This is a genomic window from Clostridium thailandense (assembly GCF_019207025.1).
Lineage (GTDB): Bacteria > Bacillota > Clostridia > Clostridiales > Clostridiaceae > Clostridium_AM > Clostridium_AM thailandense.
The window spans coordinates 1-19988 of record NZ_JAEEGC010000090.1 but is presented as its reverse complement, the minus strand read 5'-3'; the positions used below and the strand labels follow the sequence as shown (position 1 = coordinate 19988).

Genomic DNA, 19988 nt, shown 5'->3' with positions numbered 1-19988 from the left:
CCAATCCGATTACCTCCTAATTCCTTACAACTAATTATTTTCTTATAATCTTATCTGTAGATTCCTCTACCAATCTTTATCTTATATTCTAAAATAAACTATAATACCGTTTTCAAAACAGGCTTGTCTAATCTTCAATTTTCAAGTCAACCTTTAAATCCCTTATATCCACTTCTGGTGATGTTCCTGGTGCATACACTCTGTCAAATCCCATTTCTTTAAACTTTTGATGAACATCTTCCCATTTTTGTTTTCCAATAACCAAGTTTCCACCAGCATACATTAATATTCCTTTTAGTCCTGCTTCATCACATTTTTCTCTTAAACCTCTGCAGTCTATTTCTCCATGTCCATATAATGATGAAACTATTATCGCATCAGCATTAGTTTCTATAGCAGCATTTATAAAATCTTCTTGTTGAGAAAGAACTCCTACATTTACTACATTAAATCCTGCTTGTGTAAATGAATGTGCCAGTATTTTATTACCTACTGCATGACAATCTGATCCAATTACACCTATTACTAAAGTTTTCATTAATGAGACCTCCTAAAATTTACTTTTAATATTTAAATTTTATTATACAGCTTTAATCAAGTTGCGTTTTTAGCTATATAAAAATCGTTATCCTAATATGTACTAAAATGCATTTTATATATCGAAATAATGGATTAATAGACCAATCCATTGCTCTTTTTTTAATAATAACACAAGAAAAAATTCACTTCAAATACTTTTTCAGAAAAATCATTTTTCAGAATATTTGTTCTATTTTATGTATTTTTATACATTATTTTTTTTAAATATTCATGCCATTTTCTTATAACTTACATATAAATCTACAATTAATTACAAAAAACTATATTTTTATATTTGATACAATTACATAATTATAATTATAGTTATATAGATATTTTTGAACATCTGCATATAATTTCATATATATATAAATCCCTCCTGAATAATTGAATGCATAAAATTGCATATTTCATTTTACTTATATTCTCATTTTTTTACTTTTATAAATCATAATAAAATAGAATTAGATTTTGAATTTACTGTAAATTTCTGAAACATTTACAAATAGATAGTTCCAATTTTAAAATTGGAACTATAAAAAATGCAGTTTTTGTATCATACAACTCCTTTATAATACAAAAACTGCATTCATTCTATTATATTTAATTCTTTAGAAAGTTAATATTTTAATACATATACAGTCTAACATGGAATTATAAACTTCTTATAAAGCTTTCAATTCTATCTGATGCTTCTTTTAATTGTTCCATACTATAAGCATAAGAAATTCTCATATAACCTTCTCCCCCAGGTCCAAAAGCATCGCCAGGTACTACTGCGACTCCTGCCTCTTTTAACAATCTTTCGCAAAATTCTTCACTTTTCATATTAAACTTTCTTATGGAAGGGAACATATAAAAAGCCCCCATTGGAATATTAGCCTCAAAGCCAATTTTTATTAATCTACCATATAGATAATCCCTTCTTTTAATAAATTCATTTCTCATATACTCAACATCTTCCATGCAGCTTTTTAGTCCCTCATATGCTCCATATTGGACAATAGAGGGTGCACAGGATACATTGTACTGATGAACCTTCATTATAGAATTCATAAATTCCTCTACCGCACATACATAGCCTATTCTGAGTCCTGTCATAGAAAACATCTTTGAGAATCCACCAACAGCTATTACCCTATCTTTTATATCTTCAAACTGGGCTATAGAAAAATATGTATCTTTAAAACATAATGAACTATACATTTCATCGCTTATTACCGTAATTTCATTTTTCTTAATTATTTCATGAAGTTTATCAGCATCTTCTTTAGACAAAATTGCTCCAGTAGGATTTGATGGATAAGATACTATCATACTCTTCGGATTTTCCCTGCTTATTAAATTTTCTAATTCCTCAAAATTAATAGAAAAATCCTCATTTAACTTATAGTTTACAATTTCCCCTCCTAGTAGCTTTACACAACTTTCATAAGCTGGGTAAGCAGGTGTTGGTATAAGAATCTTATCTAGAGGATTTATTAATGCTGTAAAAACATCCATTAACCCTTCACTGCCACCTACAGTAATACATATTTCATCTTCATCATAGTTTATGTCTTGAGTCTTTAAATACTTAGATATTTCTTTTCTTAATTCCACAATACCTGCATTTGAGGTATATGTAGTTTTATTTTCACTTATTGCATCAATCATTGCTTTTTTAACTTTTTCAGGTACATTAAAATCAGGCTGTCCCAAAGTTAACGAAATAGCACCAGGGTACTTTGCTACCTTATTAAAAAATTTTCTAATACCCGAAATCTCTATATTTTGCACATTTTTTGAAACTATGTCTTTAATATTTTCTCTCATCGCTATATACTCCTTCTAGTAATTTATTAATATTTAGTATAATTTACCGATAATACTGTAATCTAATTATATTATTTTTCAAATTACTTATCTACTATTTAAATTCATTAACTCGGGCAAAACACCTTTTCCAATCTCTTATTTTTTATTTTGCCTAATACTTCTTTATTAATTCTATTAAGTGAAATATATATCAGAAAACTCAATTTTAGTTTTTTCCACATTATTATTTACACTGTTACTCTCATTCTTATGAGTATCAACTTTATCTTCTATAAGTTTCATAGGTAGCTTAATTATAAATTCGCTTCCATTTCCCAATTTGCTTTGTGCTGTAATTGTACCCCCATGTAATTCTACAAGAGACTTTACAAGAGATAATCCAATACCGCTGCCTTCAGCATTTCTTCTAAATGAAGCATCTACTTGTGTAAAAGTATCGAAGATTTTCTCAAGCATATCTTCTGGGATGCCAATTCCAGTGTCTTTCACCGAAATTAGTACATTCTCATTTTCATCATATATATTTACATATATATTTCCTCCAGACTTCGTAAACTTTATTGAATTTGATAATAAATTCAATATGATTCTTTCAAACTTTTCTGAATCAAAAGCAATTACTTTTTCTTCTATTTCTGTATCAAAAATAAGATTAATATTTTTTAAATTCGCATATTCAACTACAGACAAAGCAATATCCTCAATAACTTTGACAATATCATTGTTTCTTAGATTTAAACTAAAAAATCCTACTTCTATTTTATTCATATCTATTAGATTATTAATCAACCTAATCAATCTATAACAATTTTGTTTCATTATATTTGAATACTTTGAGAACGTATCACTCATAAGTATAAACGAATCACCATTATTGAAACTATCTAGTAACTGCAAAGAACTATAAATGATATTAATTGGTGTCTTTAATTCATGTGATACAGTTGAAAAAAGTTGAGTTTTTAAATTGTTATATTTATTAGACTCCTCTATTAATAAATTTTTCTTTAATACCTCACCTTCTAAGTCTTTTGAAATTCTTTTAAGCTTTAGTTCCTCATAGCCTATTTTTGAAAATGCATTTGCAACTATAAATAAAACTTCTGCTGCAGCCTCAACATTTTTCTCTGAAGTAATTTTAACTTTTTTTAGCGCTTTAATGTATCCCTCTTCATGAACTCCTATTTCTCTAGCAGTTTTCCTAAAATCCGATTCTAAAGGGACTGAAGTTAAAATTTGGCCACCCAGAATGGTTCCTATTTGCTTCCCATTCACCAGTATTGGTGCTGCAAAGTCAATTAATCCTGCATGGCACCTATATATATATGGTTTGCCAGATCTTGCTGCCTCTTCTCCCCCTCTTTTATGCGACTCAGCACACCTACTATCACCTATTTTAGTATTATGTGTAAAGTCCATACAAAAGTCTGTATATGAACTTGGTTCAGTTACTGGATTTCCATTGACATCCACAGTTACGCTAGCAATATCCATACTTCTTGCAAAGTTATCTTGAAAGCTTTGCAGCACATTTATATCTATAACATCCTTTAGTTCAAGTGAATCTACATCAATATAACTATTATCACTCGTGTTCATAACTTTAATTCCCCCATTGTTTTCGTCACGTTTTTATAATCTATTCTACAAATTAGCTCATCTTCCTTCTAAAAATATCCATTATTATTAAAATATTCTACAATATATTAATATCTTCAATAATGTGCCAATTATATCCAATAAAGATAGGAATCAAAACCTTCCGTTCCAATTCCTATCTTTATTATATTCAAACAATTTTCTGATTCATAATATCTAATAAACTTAATTCTTTTATCCTATTTCTTATCTCCTCTTTATCTATAGAATATAGTCCAATCTCTTGCATTCTCTTAAAATATTCTGCCCCCGCAAATGTATATCTATTTCTTCTTCCACTCTTAGTCATCATTTTATAGTTAGCATAAGCTATAATATCTCCAATCGCTGTCGTCTTAGGTAGGATCAATAATGGCTTTCCTAATACATATCTTACTGCATTATGCCCTGCCAAGCTTCCTGTACATATAGCTTCTGTATGCCCTACAAAAAGACCGCCTTTCTCTCCTCCACAGAATAAATTCGCAATTTCTTTTACTTTCATATCATCAGTTCTCGGAGCTACTGAAAGGTATCTAATAGAATTTCCTTTTCCTCCTGCATAAGGATCGATATACTTTGCACTTTCTAGTCCTTTTATTTTTCTTAACTTCTCCAAAGGATAATAAGACGTCATCAACTTTACATGTCCTGTATCAAGTAAAACCACGTTTTCGGCAAATTCTTTCAAAGCATACTGCTGACATACTTTTGCTTTTAATTTCTCCATATTTACATCTTCTGGAGGTACTTTTAGAACAACTACTCCTTTTTCATCTAATTCCTTAACCAAATCCTCATCTAAACTATCCTTACAAAGCTTACATGATCCACTCATTGCTCCGTATATATCATCTTCTCTTTCCCCTTGAAGGTCATCTACACCTGCTCTCATACTTATACTAACTCTAGGTCCAAAAGATGGACATCTTAATACACACATAGAACATCCATTACCATACCTTAAACAATTACCCATAGGCCCTGTTGATCCTGTAGTTTCAATAAATACATCTCCTTCATCATAAGTTCCATCTGACAAATATATTCCTACTACTTTCTCAATATATTTCTTCACGTCAACTACTCTGCATAGCATTTTTAACTCTATTCCTAGATCTAATAAGTATTTTTTAACTATAGGTTCAATTTTGTTTACATCATAGAGCCATGCATGTTTGTGTCCAGGGAAATCTATATCTGCATGCCGTGTATTGCTATCTGTTATATTAATTAGATCCCCAGCTCCAAGAGCCAGAAGTTCTTCAGCAGCAGTATATCTACCGTTATTTCTCATTATGCCGCCTACGTTTCCAAGACCTAAAATCATATCAGTTTTTTCATAAAGTACAACCTCTTCAGCTCCTGCTTTTTTCGCTGTTATTGCAGCAGCACAACCAGCCCAGCCGGCACCGATTATAATTACCTTCATAAATAATCCTCCTTAATACTCTTTTACACAAAGACCTTAGTAATCAAATTTATCCTGTCTAACCTTAAATATTAATCTTATAAGTATTCACTATATCAGTCTTCTTTCTTTAAATACATATTTAGGATCTATTTGTACTTTACAAAGTTTCTTTACAACATGGCCTTTATATCTAGTACTACAAGTACCACATATTCCTTCTCCACAACACATTTTAGAATTATTACAACAAGCCACTTCAATAGAATCATCAAGATAATTTAATAGTTTGTAAATCAATATATCCGGACCATCACAATGAACTAAATTCACATTCTCAACTTTCAATATTTGCCCTATTATATTTTTAAATTCCTCTGTCAATTCACCTGATTCTAGCATTTTGCAATTGAACACTTCAGCATTGCACATATCAAAATATTTCTTTCCAAAATTCTCTTTAAAAGGAGTTATATCTAATATAGCCATTACTTTATTGCCATTCTCATATAATTTCCTTAATACAGGTATTAATGGAGCAATACCTATTCCTCTTGCTACCACAACAGAAACTCCCTCTTTTGCTTTATAGACATTTTTTAACCCTAAGACTCCATTCCAAAATGGACCTCTTATGAGAATCTTTTCATCCTCTTCAAGTTTACAAATACTCTTCGTTTTTATCCCTTTTAATTCAATAGCCACTTTTAATGTATTTTCTTTTGTATCAGCTTCCATAATGGAAATAGGAGCATCATAGTACACTGATGATTCAGGATTTCTTATGAATATTACGCTTCCTGGATTAACTAGATCATGGACTAAATTGTGAGGAGCATTTATTGTGTAAACAAACAGCTTATCTTCAATTGCTTCCTTTTTCATTATTTTACAAAGATATTCTTCTCTCACTTTTTTAGCTTTATTATTATTCAATATATACTCTTGGTACATGCACACTCCTTTCCAGTTAACACAATCACAAAAAGTTTTTCCAGAAAGATGTGAACATAATATACAATCGCCAGTCTCTGCCAAATGGCAAGGACAATATATACTTCCAGCATCAATACAGTCTCTTATTTCATAACCCATTAAATTACCTCCTATAAGACTATACTATTAGATTATTTTTTTCACTTGCATTTTGTTACTGAAACTTGTATTTTGTTAATTAAATATGCTTTACCCCTTTAATTCATGAAATATATTTATTATAATTATACTTATTACAATGTTAATATTAATTAAATACTTAACTGAGGAGGTTCTACACATGAACTATAATTTAACTGACCCATATGAAATTGCTAGATACATAAAAGAAGCTAAAAAATCAACTCCTGTTAAGGTGTATCTTCAGGGAAATATCTCAAATTGTAATTTGGGAAACATAGAGAGTTATAATGGCTCAGATTTCTATGTACTTTTTGGTGAGTCTGAAGAAATGTCTGAATTTCTAGAGAATAATAAAGAACAGATCAAAAAATTCAGAGTAGAATATGATAGAAGAAATTCTGCTATACCTCTTGTTGACGTTAGAAACATAGAAGCAAGAATTGAGCCAGGTGCTATTATAAGAGATAAAGTTACAATAGGAAAAAATGCTGTTATAATGATGGGCGCTGTTGTAAATATTGGAGCTGAAATTGGCGAAGGAACTATGGTAGATATGAATTCCGTTGTAGGTGCTAGAGGTATTCTTGGCAAAAGAGTTCACCTTGGTGCTGGAGCTGTAGTTGCTGGTGTCTTAGAACCACCAAGCAAATCACCATGTGAGATAGGCGACGACGTTTTAATAGGAGCTAATGCTGTTATATTAGAGGGAGTTAAAATTGGTAAGGGTTCTGTTGTTGCCGCAGGTTCTGTCGTAACTGAAGATGTTCCTGAAGGTGTAGTTGTTGCAGGTACTCCAGCTAAAATAATAAAACATGTTGATGAAAAAACAAAAGACAAGACTAAACTACTTGATGATTTAAGAAAATAATTTATGTTTTTTCATAAATATACAGTGAATAGTGGACTTACTATTCACTGTATGCTCTTTATGAAATCTGCTTCCCTTTTAGATTTTCTTCTAAATTTTCTTCTTCGTGTTTATTTTCTAGTTCTATATTGCAATTATTTTCTATATTGCAATTATTTTCTATAGTGCTTTCAATTTCATTTCCATTTTCATCCTTATTTACTTTCTCCATCTTTGATATAGAAACTTCATAGGCAGTCTTCTTTATAATGTCTTCTTCAGAAACCTTCTTTTGATATTCTCTACTTTGTAATCTTCCCCAAATTCTTATGTTATCACCAACTTTTAGACTTTTGCAAAATCTGGAATTTCTTCCCCATGCAATAGTTGGTATGTAGTCTGATTTGTTATAAGACCTATTTACCGCAAGAAGCATATCCGATATTTCTCTACCGAAAGGAGTTGTCCTATAAACTGGTTCTTTACAAATAAATCCGTCAAGAAATATTTGGTTTGGATTCTTACTTTTCTCTTCACATATAGCAATATTCCTTGCGAATACTGTTAAAATCAACCTATTAAAGCCATCTACAAACTTATTATAAGATCTTAGCTGACCCTCAACAATAACTTGACATCCAATCCTAATATCCATATCACTTATTAGTCTTTCTGATATCGTAATAAACAAAGTATCCTTTGCATCACTCAATCTTGGAACTTCAACATGAAATGTATAAAAACCTTCACCATACATTTCGTGACTAAACTCTAATCCAGAAATTACTTCCCCCTCAAGATAAATCTTATTATTTAGCATTAAATTGTCCATCATAACCCCTCTTTCCCTTAGTTTTTAAATTGTTTCATCATCATATAATTATTCAAATAATACTAAAAATATACTTACTAAATTTTTACATGATTTATTTAAGTTAAAACCGTGAGTTTTTTTCTTCTAATCAAAGTACTCAAGTTTTTTCCTTCTATTAAACTTATAGTTATAGCAACAATTGCTGCATATATCTCATCTTCTCCGCTAAAACTTATATTAATTGGGATTTCTGCTGGTTCAAGCTTACCAAAAGCATTATAATTTAAATCTCTTTGAAGGCAATATACAAAACTATTATTGTCCTTCATACTTGAAACAGTAACAGTGTTTTTACTGCCTAGCCCATAGGTTATTATATTTCCGTATACATTTACGTTTTTACTATTGTTTACCAAATCCATATTAACAAAGCAATAGCTTCCATTTAACAATATATCTTTTATATTACTGTTAGAGTTAAATATTACATAATCATAACATTGTTCTTTCTTTACAGCGTACTTAGTAAAATATTTACAATCAATCTCTGATATGTTAAGAATTTTTTGTAAATAGGAATTAAAACCTTTATTGCCGCCTATAATGGATATTGTTTTCATTTTCCTACCTCCTCAAAATAATTAATTAAAATTATTTTAAACAAGAGATAGTTTTTTATACTACTTAATTAGTTTTTATGTAATATCTTTTCTTTAGTTTATATTATATTTCCATTATAATACATATTTACACCAAGTTTCAATAATTCTTACATTAAACTAAATAAAATATAATTTACCTAATTTAAATTGGATATTTGTTTGCCTGAGTAATCTATTTTGTAGTCTGTCTTATAGATTAAGTCTCCTATCTTCATAAATTTATATCCATTTCGTTGTAAATTCTCTATAATTTTTGGTAAGTTTCCTGGAGTATATTTTGCAGTGTTATGAAATAGCAGAATAGAACCTGGTTTAGTATTTTTTATAATTCTGTTATACTCTATATCTGCTCCCTCTTCTTTCCAGTCTATACTATCTACATCCCATTGAATGCAATAATGACCTGTTCCTGATGCTATTTGTACTGCTGAATCATTATATGCACCTTCAGGAAATCTAAAAAGTTTAGTTCCCTCACCTGTAAGTTGTCTTATTTTAGCATCATTAATATCTATTTCTTGTATAATTCTTTCTTTCGATATCTTCGTCATATCTGGGTGCCTATTTGAGTGATTCCCAATTTCATGTCCCCTTTTATAAATCTCTTTTACTTTATCTGGATTTTCATCAACCCATCCTCCTACTAAAAAAAATGTCGCCTTAATATTATACTTATCTAGTATGTCCAATATTTTTTCTATGTTGTCTTCCCCCCAACTTACATCAAAACTTATAGCTATCTTTTTATCTTTTGTATCAATACAGTAAATTGGGAGATTGCGATTTACTCGCATGAACACTCCATTATCATTATAATTAATAAAAATAGATGTAATTATAGCTATAAAAAGTAAAAATAGTAGTAATAAAACTTTCTTTTGCAATCTAAAATTCAAAGTTTCTCCTCCAAAATATAATTGTTCTCATAAATTTATATAGTATTTTATATTAATAAATATTACCAAATATTAATAAATTTCTTATTAATATTTTTTAATATATAGATAAGTCTTATTTAAAAATCCAGAGATATACTTTGTTACTTGAGGTAACTTTCTCTTTCTGTGGTTAAGTTACCCTGTCCTTCCTAGAACTCGCTAGAATAAACTTTTGAGCCAAGTACAAACTATTATTACTATACATAATCAAAGGAGGAATTTATATGGCACTAGGTCAATCAGGAAGCGGAAGAACTCAGTTAGTACCAGAATCTCATTCTATATTAGATAATATGAAATATGAAATAGCCGAAGAACTAAGCTTGGGAGTACATCAAGGTTCCGAGGACTACTGGGGTGAAGTTTCTGCAAAAAATTGCGGAAAAGTTGGTGGCGAAATGGTAAGAAGGCTTGTATCAATGGCTGAACAAAACCTAGTTAGTGGTAAATAAATTTAGAAAAAAAAGCACTGAATAATTTCAGTGCTTTTTTCACTTTCATACATTTTATGTTATAATATAAAATATAATTATTGTGTAACTAATAATTTGTCAGGAGGATAGATAATGTTTGAAGATACTGTAGAGCTAGCAGAAAATAAACTTTTACTGCTTTACATATTTAATAAAATAAAACTTCCTATTTCAAATAACAACATAACACAAATTATTTTAGAAAATAACTTTATTAACTACTTCACGCTTCAGCAATATTTAGAAGAGCTTATATCTTCTAATTTTGTAAAGCAAATAGATGAACTAGGTACCCATAGATTTATGATTACCGAAAAAGGAACTAAAGTGTTATCTTTATTTGGAAATAGAATATCGAATAAAAAAATAGATACAATTGATAACTATTTAAAAGGACAGATGGAAATCATAAAAAAGGAAGTTACGGTAACTGCTAATTATACAATTGAAAATAATAACTTTATAGTCAATCTAAAAGCATTAGAGAATGATTCTATACTTATAGACATAAAAATTACTGTAGGTTCTAATCAACACGCTAAGGATTTATGCCACAGATGGAAAAATAATTCTTCAGAATTGTATAGTAGGATTATAAATTTATTAATATCTGAATAGTGTATCATACTAAAATCATACCTGTAGGCTCTCCTCCTATAGGTATATATCTCTTATCTCCTTCTTTAATGTTTAATACAATTAGTCTATTGTTATAGTTATCCCCTACGTATATATTCCCACTAGATTTTATTATTCCCCTGGGCATACCTCCTACTATTATTTTTTTATACTCTTTATAATTGTTTACATCTATACAACTTACAGTGCCATCTCCAAAATTGGATACAAGACAACTTTTCTCATCACAATACATATCAATAGGTGCATTTCCTACTGTTATTCTATTAATGACCTTGTAATTTTTTAATGATAGTATAGCAATGCTGCCTCTGAAATCTGAACCAATATTACTTTCACATATAAGAGCATGTTGTCCATCTACGGTAATTACAGCCTTAGTCGGATAAGCACCAACTCTTATATTTTTCGTACTTCCGTTATTCCTACAATCAATTAGCGTTATACTATCATCATACATGTTGGATACTACTAACAGTTTCTTTTCTTTATTTAAGCATATACTATGCGGTAAGCTCCCACAAGGAATTTCTTCCAATATTTTATTTTCTATAAGATCAAATACTATTAAACTATTAAGATCACCACATATTATATATGCATTATTTTCAAAAACAACTACATCATTACAATGAACACCTATATAATGGCTACTTTCCTCCACCTCCTTTATCAAATTTATAACCGATATGCTGTGACTATAGTTATTAGCTACTATTAATTTATCTTTATATGCACATATTCCATGTGGACCTACTCTATCGTTTGTATTATTTGATTTCAATTTTATTCTAGTGTCTTCTTCAAAATTGATTATATTGATTTTAGAAATATAATCTGAAGACGTATTGCATACATATAAATGCCCCAACATTATCACCCCCTTACAAATATAATATGAATATCTGCCAAAATAGGTAATATTAAATTTAGAAAAATTTTCATTTAAACCATAAAGATATTCTGCAAATAAAAATTATCTATTGAGTACAACTGCTATTTTATTATATAATGTTTTTGTTAATCTTAATTTATTGTAATATTCAAGGTAGGTGATATTATGTACAATTATAAAACTAGTGGTGTTTGCTCTAGCGAAATAAACTTTGATATAGTGGACAACAAGATTACTAATGTTTGTTTTATTGGGGGATGCAATGGTAACCTTCAAGGACTAGCTAAACTTTTAGAAGGATTAGAACCAGAAGAGGCCATAAAAAAATTAGAAGGTATATCCTGCGATGGTAAAGCTACTTCTTGTCCAGATCAATTTGCAAAAGCCCTTAAAGGAGTCTTACTTAAAAAGTAAAAAATACGTAAAATATTAAAAGATGCCTTGATATTAAGTTAAGGCATCTTTTAATATTTCTAAAAATCTTTTATTATTTTTCTCATATCACCTATCATATACAGTGATCCAGAAATTAGAAGAAGATCATCCTCTTCACAATAAGAAAGAGCTAGTTTGTATGCATCTTTATAATTCTCCACAGCTTCACATCTTACATCATGTTCTTTAATTATATTTTTAAGTTCTTCTGCGGTTTCAGCTCTATCACTATTAGGAGTTACTGCTATAATTCTTTCTGCTAAGGGAGCAATTGTTTTTACCATTTTATCTACTTCTTTATCAGCTAGTATTCCAAGTATTAGTACCATTTTATTATATTTAAAGTATAGTTCAACATTTTCTCTTAACTTTGTGATTCCGTCTATATTATGTGCTCCATCTATTACAACAAGAGGCTTATTCTTCATTATTTCAAGTCTTCCAATCCATTTTACCTGCTTTAATCCATTTAAAATATCATCTTTTTTGATATTTATATTTCGCTTAGTAAGCTCTTCTACAACAAAAACTGCAGTAGCACAATTTAATAACTGATGTGTGCCTAATAAAGCTAATTCTATATCATAAACATTATCATTAGTCCTCAATCTAATGTTTTGATTATATGTAATGCTATATTTATCTATCTTATTATTACTTTCTAGGTACTCTACACAATTATTGGGAACCTTTATTAACTTACAACCTTTTTCTTCACAAACTTTTTCTATAACTTCTTCTGCTTCCTTTTGCTGAGGATACATAATTACTGGTACTCCATCTTTTATTATTCCAGCCTTCTCATAAGCAATTTTTTCTAAAGTATCTCCTAAAATATGCATATGATCATAGCTTATAGATGCAATTACACTTGCCAATACCCCTCCGCCACTAGTACTAGAAAACGCCTCAATTACATTTGTAGAATCTAGTTTTCCACCTAATCCTACTTCGATTACTGCAAAATCTACATTATTCTTATAAAAATAATAGAACATTGCACAAGTAATAATCTCAAACTCCGTTGGTTGTTCATATCCTAATTCTATGACTTTTTTAATTGCTTCTAATACTTCTGTAACAACTTCACTCAGGTCTTTTTTAGAAATATTTTCTCCGTTTATTTGAATTCTTTCCTCAAAAACCTCAAGATAAGGTGATGTATACATTCCAACCTTGTAACCAGCATTCATAAGTATTTTAGTTATCATAGCTGTAGTTGAACCTTTTCCGTTGGTACCTGCAAGATGTATGCATTTTAGACCTTTATGTGGGTTACCTAAAAGCTCTAATATTTTTTCGGTCTTACCTAATCCCAAGTTTATGCCAAACTTGGCAGTGTTATTTATATAATCCATAGTTTCTTGATAGTTCATACTGTCACATCCCCATACTATAATTTTATATATTTAAGTTATTTATTTAAGCTTTCTAGTCTTTCGATAACTGATTTAAGCATTTCCTTGTATTTTTCACCTTTTGTCTTTTCCTCATCAACAACTTCTTTAGGAGCCTTAGATACGAATTTTTCATTTGAAAGTTTCTTTTCAACTCTATCTATTTCTTTTTCTAGTTTTTCTTTTTCCTTATTCAATCTCTCAAGTTCTTTTTCTAAATCTACTAAATCAAGTAACGGCATAAACATCTCCGCACCTCTCGTAACTACAGAAACTACATTTTCTGGTGCATCTTCTTTGCTGCTTAGGAATTCAACCTCACTAGCTGATGCAAGCTTTTGGAAATAAGTTTCACCTTTTTTAAATGCATCCATAGCTGCACCTTCAGTCACATATGCCATTACTTTAGCCTTTCTTGATGGTGGAACATTCATTTCAGTTCTAACATTTCTTAAAGATTTTATAGCTTCAATTACATATTCCATATCCTTTTCAGCTTTTTCATCATTAAGAGCTTCATCATATTCAGGCCACTTTGATATAGTTATTGATTCATAATTAGTGTAAAGATGAGTATATATTTCTTCTGTTATAAATGGCATTATTGGATGTAATAATTGTAAACTTGTTGATAAAACTTTATTTAAAACATTGAAAGCAACACCTTTAGCTTCTTCATCTTCACCATACATTACAGGTTTTACAAGTTCTATGTACCAGTCACAGAATTCACCCCATATGAAATCATAAACCTTTTGTGATGCTATACCTAATTCGAATTTTTCTATATTATCTGTAACTTCTTTTACTAGATTATTCATCCTTGATAAAATCCACTTGTCTGCAGCACTATAATTCTTGCAATCTTGATATTTGTTAATTGTATCTTCATCAATATTCATAAGAACAAATCTTGATGCATTCCATATTTTGTTTGCAAAGTTTCTAGCAGCTTCAACTCTTTCTGGATAATATCTTATATCATTTCCAGGAGCGTTTCCTGTTATAAGTGTAAATCTTAATGCATCTGCTCCATATTGTTCTATTACATCGATAGGATCTACACCGTTTCCTAAGGATTTAGACATCTTTCTTCCATTTGAATCTCTTACTATTCCATGAATTAATACATTTTCAAATGGTATATCACTTGCACAGTAAAGTCCTGAGAATATCATTCTTGCTACCCAGAAGAATATTATATCGTATCCAGTAACTAATGTACTATTGGGATAGAAATATTTGAAATCTGGTGTTTTCTCTGGCCATCCAAGAGTTGAAAAAGGCCATAATGCTGAGCTAAACCATGTATCAAGTACATCTTTATCCTGCTTTAACTTTTCTGAACTACATTTAGTACATTTTGTTGGTTCATCTACGCTTACGATAACTTCACCACAATCTTGACAATACCAAACAGGAATTCTATGTCCCCACCATAATTGCCTTGAAATACACCAGTCTTGAATGTTTTCCATCCAATTAAAATATGTCTTATCAAATCTTTCAGGTATAAATTTAATTTTCTTAGTTCTTACAACTTCCAAGGCTGGTTCTGCTAAAGATTCCATCTTTACAAACCACTGTTTTGAAATCATAGGCTCTATAGTAGTACTACATCTATCATGTGTTCCTACATTATGAGCATGATCTTTTATTTTAACCAAGAAGCCTTCCTTCTCTAAATCTTCAACTATAAGCTTTCTGGCTTCATATCTATCTAATCCATCATATCTGCTTCCTGGGAAGTTTATTCTTCCATCTTCGTGCATAATAATGATTTCAGGAAGATCATGTCTCTTACCTACTGCATAATCATTAGGATCGTGAGCAGGAGTTATTTTAACTGCACCTGTACCAAACTCTAAATCAACATATTCATCTGCTATTATTGGAATTTCTCTATTAACAAGTGGGAGCATTAAAGTTTTTCCTACCAAATGAGCATATCTTTCGTCTTTAGGATTAACTGCCACTGCAGTATCTCCGAGCATTGTTTCTGGTCTTGTAGTTGCTATTTCTAAATATTCATTGCTTCCTACTACTGGATATTTGATATGCCAAAAATGGCCTTCTTGTTCGTTGTACTCAATTTCTGCATCCGATATAGCTGTTTGACATTTTGGGCACCAGTTTATTATTCTGTTTCCTTGATATATTAAACCATCATTATATAATCTAACAAAAAATTCTCTAACTGCTCTATTTGCTTTTTCTTCCATAGTGAAACATTCTCTTGTAGAATCCACAGAACAACCAAGTTGTTTTACTTGATCCATTATTCTGCCTCTATATTCATCGGACCATTCCCAAACCTTCTCTAAGAATGCTTCTCTACCCATTTCTTTTTTCTTAAGACCTTTTTTTAAAAGTTCATTTTCAACTTTAACCTCTGTAGCTATACTTGCATGGTCCTGACCTGGAAGCCATAGTGTACTATATCCTTGCATTCTCTTAGTTCTTATAATGATATCTTGAATAGTATCATCCAATGCGTGGCCTAAATGAAGTTTCCCTGTGATATTTGGTGGAGGTAATACTATTGTATATGGAGTTTTATTTTCATCTACCTCTGGCGTAAAATATCCTTTTTCCTCCCAATTTTTATAAATTCTTTTTTCAAATTCTTTTGGACTGTACGTAGTTGCCATTTCCTTTTTTTCTGACATCTTAATTCCTCCTTTTAGTCGGAAACACGGGGTAATTTAACCCGTTCGCTTCCGCTCACAAATTATCCGTTAAAGTCCGTTTAAGACTTTAACCTCCTTAGATTGTTAAATATTTTTACTATATCCCATAAAAAAATAAAAAGAGCCTTCATCCCATAAAAGGACGAAGACCCGCGTTACCACCTTTTTTCCTGCAAAATTTACAGGCTCTTAATACAAATAACGGTTAAGAAAACCGTCTTTACTTACTATTAATTCAGCAAAGAAGCTCCAAAGCTACCTTCAAAGTAATCCATATAGAAAGTCTTGCAGCTAATAAACTTTCCTCTCTTTAATACTTACATTACTCTTACTCCTCTTTTTCACAGCCATTAGAATAACTATATGTAACTTTAAATATTATTATATCGTTAATTATTTAGCTGTCAAGTATTTTATCTAAGTTGTTAGTATTCTTGCCAAAAATAATCTATATATTCACTATGTCACGTAATACCTTTTAATTTAATTTTTAAAACACTTTGCTGTTTCATAAAATTTTTCAGCCTGCTTTATATCCCCCATTTTTTCACAAACTTTTCCTATTAGGTAGTATGTATCTGAGCATGAAGGATTCATAGCTAATGCCTTTTTTAAAATATCATAAGCCTCTTCATTCTTTCCTTTTTCAATTAACACTCTACCATTCTTTATCAATTCTTCCAAGCCATTGATATTGTCATAATGATTAAAAATTTCATTTAATACGGCCTTAACTTTTTCTGCAGTAAAAGGTTTCTGCAAATAAGCAACAGCACCTAATTTCGTACATTCTATGGCATTTTTAACTGTTGCAAAGGCAGTCATTATTATTACAGGAGTATCAATTCCCATTTCTCGCATTTTTTTCAAAACTGAAGTTCCACTTATTTCAGGCATCTTAATATCTAGAAATACCAAATCAAAGCTTTCATTCCTTAGTAGTTCAATTGATTCCTGACCATTTGTAGCCGTAATAACTTCATAATCATTTATCTGAAGACAGGTTGTTAGTAGATTTCTAATATTTTTTGTATCATCCACAACTAATGCTTTTTTCACTTTAATTCCTCCATATTATAAAATTTATTTTCAGTTAGATATTGGAAGAGTAAATGTAAATTTGCTACCTACATCTAATTTGCTCTCACACCATATATCTCCACCATGAGCTTCAATAATTTCTTTTGTAATAGCCAAACCTATACCACTACTCCTCATCTCCAAATCTCCACCTTTTACTTGAACAAACTTATCAAATATTATCTTCTGGTACTCATTAGGAATTCCTACTCCTGTATCTTCAACCGAAACATACATTTCATTATTTTTTGCCTTAACCTTTATAGAAATTTCATCTCCAGCATTTATATATTTTAATGCATTTGACACCAAGTTATTTAAAGCCCATGATACTTTTTCTGGATCGATTGTTACTTGAGGTAGCCATTCACTTCCTTCATAATATAAATTTACTTCCTTGGATATAGCTTGATCATTAAATCTTTTCACGCAATTTTCAATTACTCCAATAATGGAACATTGCTTCATATTAAATATAGCTTTATCTGATTCAATTTTAGAAAGCTGAAGTAGTTCACTTATAAGACTTGCAAGTCTTTCTCCATCCTCTCTTATCGCATCCACAATGTTTTTCTGCTTTTCATTTAAATCCCCTATTTTTTTATCTGTAATCAAACTTACTCCCATCATTATTGACGTTAAAGGTGTTTTTAACTCATGGGATATAGTTCCCATAAAATCAGTTTTTATTTTCTCAAGCTGTTTTAATTTAGTAATATTCTGAAATAAAACAACTATTCCGTATGACTCCAAATCTCTATCTTTTATAGCTGTGGAAATAATGTTAAAGTAATAGTCTTTTTCATTTACTTCTATATTCATTATCTTTTCTGATTTTTTTTCATTGTCTTCTTTATAAATACTAGATATATATTCATATAATTCTCCATTTCTTATACCTTCTAAAAAATGTTTATGTAGAACATCGGTTTCCTTTATACCAAAAATATCTTCACATGCATCGTTTAATAAAGTAAACTTATAATTTGTATCTAACACAATTAAGGGGTCAGATATACTTTTTACAATAGCTATAGACTTGTTTTTTTCTGTCAATAACTTACCCTTACTACTATATTCAAATTGCTGAAGCCTCTTTGTCATATTATTAAATTCATGAGCTAATAGCCCTATCTCATCACTAGAGTCTACATCTATTTCTTTGTGTAGTTCTCCTTCTCTAACCGATTTTATACTTTCTGTAAGTATATAGATTGGTTTTAAAAATTTATTTATAAAAAACGTCGATATAAGATACCCACCTATTACTGCAACTGAAGATAAACCTAAGATTATATACATTATTGCTATAGAGTCCTTAGTTACTTTATCTTTACCACCAAACATTGCTTTTTCATTTATAGCTGCTAAACCCTTTAAGTCACTTTTTAAATTATTATATAAATTGGTAATCTTATCATCATAAAAATTAGTAGCTTTATCTGTTCCCTGCTTGTTTCTTATATCTTGCACATCTGAAAACGACATTACATATCTAGCATAATCATTATTGATCTTACTAACATAGTCTCTTTCCCCTAATTCCGTTATATTATTAGCCTCAATATTATACCATTTATAAAATTCATCGCTATTTTTATAAAATAAATTAATTTGTTTCTGATCATTATTATTAAGATAGTTCAATATTGCCACATTCTGTCCGTCAATGGCTTCAATCATATTATTAGCTGCATTTATGCTTTTATAATTGTTGACCATTAATCCATCTATTGACCTACTCAATGCATGAAGGTTAAAGGCTGAAGTAAAACCTACTATGGCAATCATCAAAACAAGGCATATATATACTACTGAAATTTTACCTTTAAGCGTTTTTATCATATACTCCTCCACTACTACACTTTATATTTACTCATCAGTATAAGGTTATAGTTAACTAACGTCAATTTATTAAAACCAGCATTAAATTGAGAAAACAGCAAATATATCTATGAGTTTGCACAATAATTAAGTGAGTCTATATTTAATAACTAGGAAAATTAAAATTTAGATCATTTTCAAAACTTCATCTAAAGAATAATAAGATATATAATTATTCTATCACTGGTAAATCTATATTTTGTGGTTTGATATGTACTTATTTTAAGGAAATATAATTTTTGTTGAAGTTGGTGATATTGTTCCATGTGATGGTAAAGTAATTGAGGTACTAGCTTTAGCGGACGAGTCTGCAAGAACTGGTGAATCCGTCCCTGTTATTAAAGAAGCTTGCGAAGAGTTCAATACAATTATACGTGGTACAAGAATTGTCAGTAACTGGCTTAAGATAAAAGTTACTACTCCTCCTGCTGCATCTCATTTTGATAAAGTAGCTTCTGTTTTAGAAAAAACTGCTATATAAATTAAAAATAAGTTCTAGAGAGGAAAAAAGGGGCTGTTGCACCTATAGGAGGGTGTGAAAAAAGATTAGCAAAAATTGCTTAGGTAAAAAAATCTATAGATTTTTTTACCTAATAATACACATATTGTAATATGCGGAGCATTTATTTTGGTTAAACCCTCCTATAAATCAAGATATTTACTTTAAAA

The 19988-nt window shown here is 30.0% G+C and carries 18 protein-coding genes and 1 other annotated feature; of the genes, 5 read left to right on the top strand and 13 right to left on the bottom strand.

The window, feature by feature from the left end; genetic code table 11:
* Positions 1-127: 127 nt before the first annotated feature.
* From glmS to I6U48_RS16990, 5 genes are all read right to left on the bottom strand, one after another.
* Positions 128-538, bottom strand: coding sequence for a methylaspartate mutase subunit S (gene glmS, locus I6U48_RS17010; RefSeq protein WP_218321662.1), 411 nt, complete (start codon positions 536-538; stop codon positions 128-130).
* A gap of 695 nt (positions 539-1233) precedes the next feature.
* Positions 1234-2394 carry a pyridoxal phosphate-dependent aminotransferase gene (locus I6U48_RS17005; RefSeq protein WP_218321661.1) on the bottom strand — a complete coding sequence of 387 codons (1161 nt, stop codon included), beginning with the start codon at positions 2392-2394 and terminating at the stop codon, positions 1234-1236.
* 177 nt (positions 2395-2571) lie between these two features.
* The gene (locus I6U48_RS17000; protein ID WP_218321660.1) at positions 2572-3996 is read right to left on the bottom strand and encodes a sensor histidine kinase; all 1425 of its coding nucleotides are present in this window, start codon (positions 3994-3996) and stop codon (positions 2572-2574) included.
* A gap of 190 nt (positions 3997-4186) precedes the next feature.
* A complete protein-coding gene (locus I6U48_RS16995) occupies positions 4187-5467 on the bottom strand; it encodes an FAD-dependent oxidoreductase (RefSeq protein WP_218321659.1) in 1281 nt (426 codons plus the stop codon).
* Between the two features lie 90 nt (positions 5468-5557).
* Positions 5558-6541 (bottom strand): sulfide/dihydroorotate dehydrogenase-like FAD/NAD-binding protein, encoded by a 984-nt coding sequence (locus I6U48_RS16990; protein WP_218321658.1) that lies wholly within the window; start codon positions 6539-6541, stop codon positions 5558-5560.
* A gap of 181 nt (positions 6542-6722) precedes the next feature.
* On the opposite strand from I6U48_RS16990, the gene dapD reads away from it, so the two are divergent.
* On the top strand, positions 6723-7433 hold the full coding sequence (gene dapD, locus I6U48_RS16985) for a 2,3,4,5-tetrahydropyridine-2,6-dicarboxylate N-acetyltransferase (protein ID WP_218321657.1): 711 nt from the start codon (positions 6723-6725) through the stop codon (positions 7431-7433).
* Between the two features lie 58 nt (positions 7434-7491).
* Here dapD and I6U48_RS16980 read toward each other — a convergent pair whose 3' ends face one another.
* From I6U48_RS16980 to pdaB, 3 genes are all read right to left on the bottom strand, one after another.
* Positions 7492-8244 (bottom strand): single-stranded DNA-binding protein, encoded by a 753-nt coding sequence (locus tag I6U48_RS16980; RefSeq protein ID WP_218321656.1) that lies wholly within the window; start codon positions 8242-8244, stop codon positions 7492-7494.
* A gap of 98 nt (positions 8245-8342) precedes the next feature.
* Positions 8343-8846: a hypothetical protein gene (locus I6U48_RS16975; protein WP_218321655.1), complete on the bottom strand. Its 504-nt coding sequence runs from the start codon at positions 8844-8846 to the stop codon at positions 8343-8345.
* Positions 8847-9025: 179 nt separating this feature from the next.
* On the bottom strand, positions 9026-9784 hold the full coding sequence (gene pdaB / locus I6U48_RS16970) for a polysaccharide deacetylase family sporulation protein PdaB (RefSeq protein WP_218321654.1): 759 nt from the start codon (positions 9782-9784) through the stop codon (positions 9026-9028).
* A gap of 266 nt (positions 9785-10050) precedes the next feature.
* On the opposite strand from pdaB, the gene I6U48_RS16965 reads away from it, so the two are divergent.
* Both I6U48_RS16965 and I6U48_RS16960 read left to right on the top strand, forming a co-directional pair.
* Positions 10051-10278, top strand: coding sequence for an alpha/beta-type small acid-soluble spore protein (locus tag I6U48_RS16965; RefSeq protein WP_218321653.1), 228 nt, complete (start codon positions 10051-10053; stop codon positions 10276-10278).
* Positions 10279-10392: 114 nt separating this feature from the next.
* Positions 10393-10917 carry a DUF4364 family protein gene (locus tag I6U48_RS16960; protein WP_218321652.1) on the top strand — a complete coding sequence of 175 codons (525 nt, stop codon included), beginning with the start codon at positions 10393-10395 and terminating at the stop codon, positions 10915-10917.
* A 4-nt stretch (positions 10918-10921) separates the two neighbouring features.
* On the opposite strand, the gene I6U48_RS16955 is transcribed toward I6U48_RS16960, so the two are convergent.
* Positions 10922-11809 (bottom strand): YncE family protein, encoded by an 888-nt coding sequence (locus I6U48_RS16955; RefSeq protein WP_218321664.1) that lies wholly within the window; start codon positions 11807-11809, stop codon positions 10922-10924.
* A gap of 189 nt (positions 11810-11998) precedes the next feature.
* On the opposite strand from I6U48_RS16955, the gene I6U48_RS16950 reads away from it, so the two are divergent.
* Positions 11999-12247, top strand: coding sequence for a TIGR03905 family TSCPD domain-containing protein (locus I6U48_RS16950; protein ID WP_218321651.1), 249 nt, complete (start codon positions 11999-12001; stop codon positions 12245-12247).
* A 59-nt stretch (positions 12248-12306) separates the two neighbouring features.
* Here I6U48_RS16950 and I6U48_RS16945 read toward each other — a convergent pair whose 3' ends face one another.
* From I6U48_RS16945 to I6U48_RS16930, 4 genes are all read right to left on the bottom strand, one after another.
* Positions 12307-13644, bottom strand: a complete 1338-nt coding sequence (locus I6U48_RS16945) for a bifunctional folylpolyglutamate synthase/dihydrofolate synthase (protein WP_218321650.1) — start codon at positions 13642-13644, stop codon at positions 12307-12309.
* Between the two features lie 38 nt (positions 13645-13682).
* Positions 13683-16334: a valine--tRNA ligase gene (locus I6U48_RS16940; RefSeq protein WP_218321649.1), complete on the bottom strand. Its 2652-nt coding sequence runs from the start codon at positions 16332-16334 to the stop codon at positions 13683-13685.
* Between the two features lie 156 nt (positions 16335-16490).
* Positions 16491-16709: a binding site (T-box leader), on the bottom strand.
* 129 nt (positions 16710-16838) lie between these two features.
* The gene (locus I6U48_RS30355) at positions 16839-17414 is read right to left on the bottom strand and encodes a response regulator (RefSeq protein ID WP_218321648.1); all 576 of its coding nucleotides are present in this window, start codon (positions 17412-17414) and stop codon (positions 16839-16841) included.
* A gap of 30 nt (positions 17415-17444) precedes the next feature.
* On the bottom strand, positions 17445-19280 hold the full coding sequence (locus tag I6U48_RS16930) for a HAMP domain-containing sensor histidine kinase (RefSeq protein WP_218321647.1): 1836 nt from the start codon (positions 19278-19280) through the stop codon (positions 17445-17447).
* A 271-nt stretch (positions 19281-19551) separates the two neighbouring features.
* On the opposite strand from I6U48_RS16930, the gene I6U48_RS30520 reads away from it, so the two are divergent.
* A complete protein-coding gene (locus tag I6U48_RS30520) occupies positions 19552-19800 on the top strand; it encodes a P-type ATPase actuator domain-containing protein (protein WP_218321663.1) in 249 nt (82 codons plus the stop codon).
* The last annotated feature ends 188 nt before the right edge of the window (positions 19801-19988 follow it).

Excerpts from the sequence above, each read along its gene's own strand:
- I6U48_RS16980 (WP_218321656.1), bottom strand. The coding sequence starts at position 8,244 with ATGGACAATTTAATGCTAAATAATAAGATTTATCTTGAGGGGGAAGTA.
- I6U48_RS16950 (WP_218321651.1), top strand. The coding sequence starts at position 11,999 with ATGTACAATTATAAAACTAGTGGTGTTTGCTCTAGCGAAATAAACTTT.
- I6U48_RS16960 (WP_218321652.1), top strand. The coding sequence starts at position 10,393 with ATGTTTGAAGATACTGTAGAGCTAGCAGAAAATAAACTTTTACTGCTT.
- glmS (WP_218321662.1), bottom strand. The coding sequence starts at position 538 with ATGAAAACTTTAGTAATAGGTGTAATTGGATCAGATTGTCATGCAGTA.
- I6U48_RS17000 (WP_218321660.1), bottom strand. The coding sequence starts at position 3,996 with ATGAACACGAGTGATAATAGTTATATTGATGTAGATTCACTTGAACTA.
- I6U48_RS16930 (WP_218321647.1), bottom strand. The coding sequence starts at position 19,280 with ATGATAAAAACGCTTAAAGGTAAAATTTCAGTAGTATATATATGCCTT.
- dapD (WP_218321657.1), top strand. The coding sequence starts at position 6,723 with ATGAACTATAATTTAACTGACCCATATGAAATTGCTAGATACATAAAA.
- I6U48_RS16965 (WP_218321653.1), top strand. The coding sequence starts at position 10,051 with ATGGCACTAGGTCAATCAGGAAGCGGAAGAACTCAGTTAGTACCAGAA.
- I6U48_RS16940 (WP_218321649.1), bottom strand. The coding sequence starts at position 16,334 with ATGTCAGAAAAAAAGGAAATGGCAACTACGTACAGTCCAAAAGAATTT.
- I6U48_RS16975 (WP_218321655.1), bottom strand. The coding sequence starts at position 8,846 with ATGAAAACAATATCCATTATAGGCGGCAATAAAGGTTTTAATTCCTAT.
- I6U48_RS17005 (WP_218321661.1), bottom strand. The coding sequence starts at position 2,394 with ATGAGAGAAAATATTAAAGACATAGTTTCAAAAAATGTGCAAAATATA.
- I6U48_RS16990 (WP_218321658.1), bottom strand. The coding sequence starts at position 6,541 with ATGGGTTATGAAATAAGAGACTGTATTGATGCTGGAAGTATATATTGT.
- I6U48_RS16995 (WP_218321659.1), bottom strand. The coding sequence starts at position 5,467 with ATGAAGGTAATTATAATCGGTGCCGGCTGGGCTGGTTGTGCTGCTGCA.
- I6U48_RS16945 (WP_218321650.1), bottom strand. The coding sequence starts at position 13,644 with ATGAACTATCAAGAAACTATGGATTATATAAATAACACTGCCAAGTTT.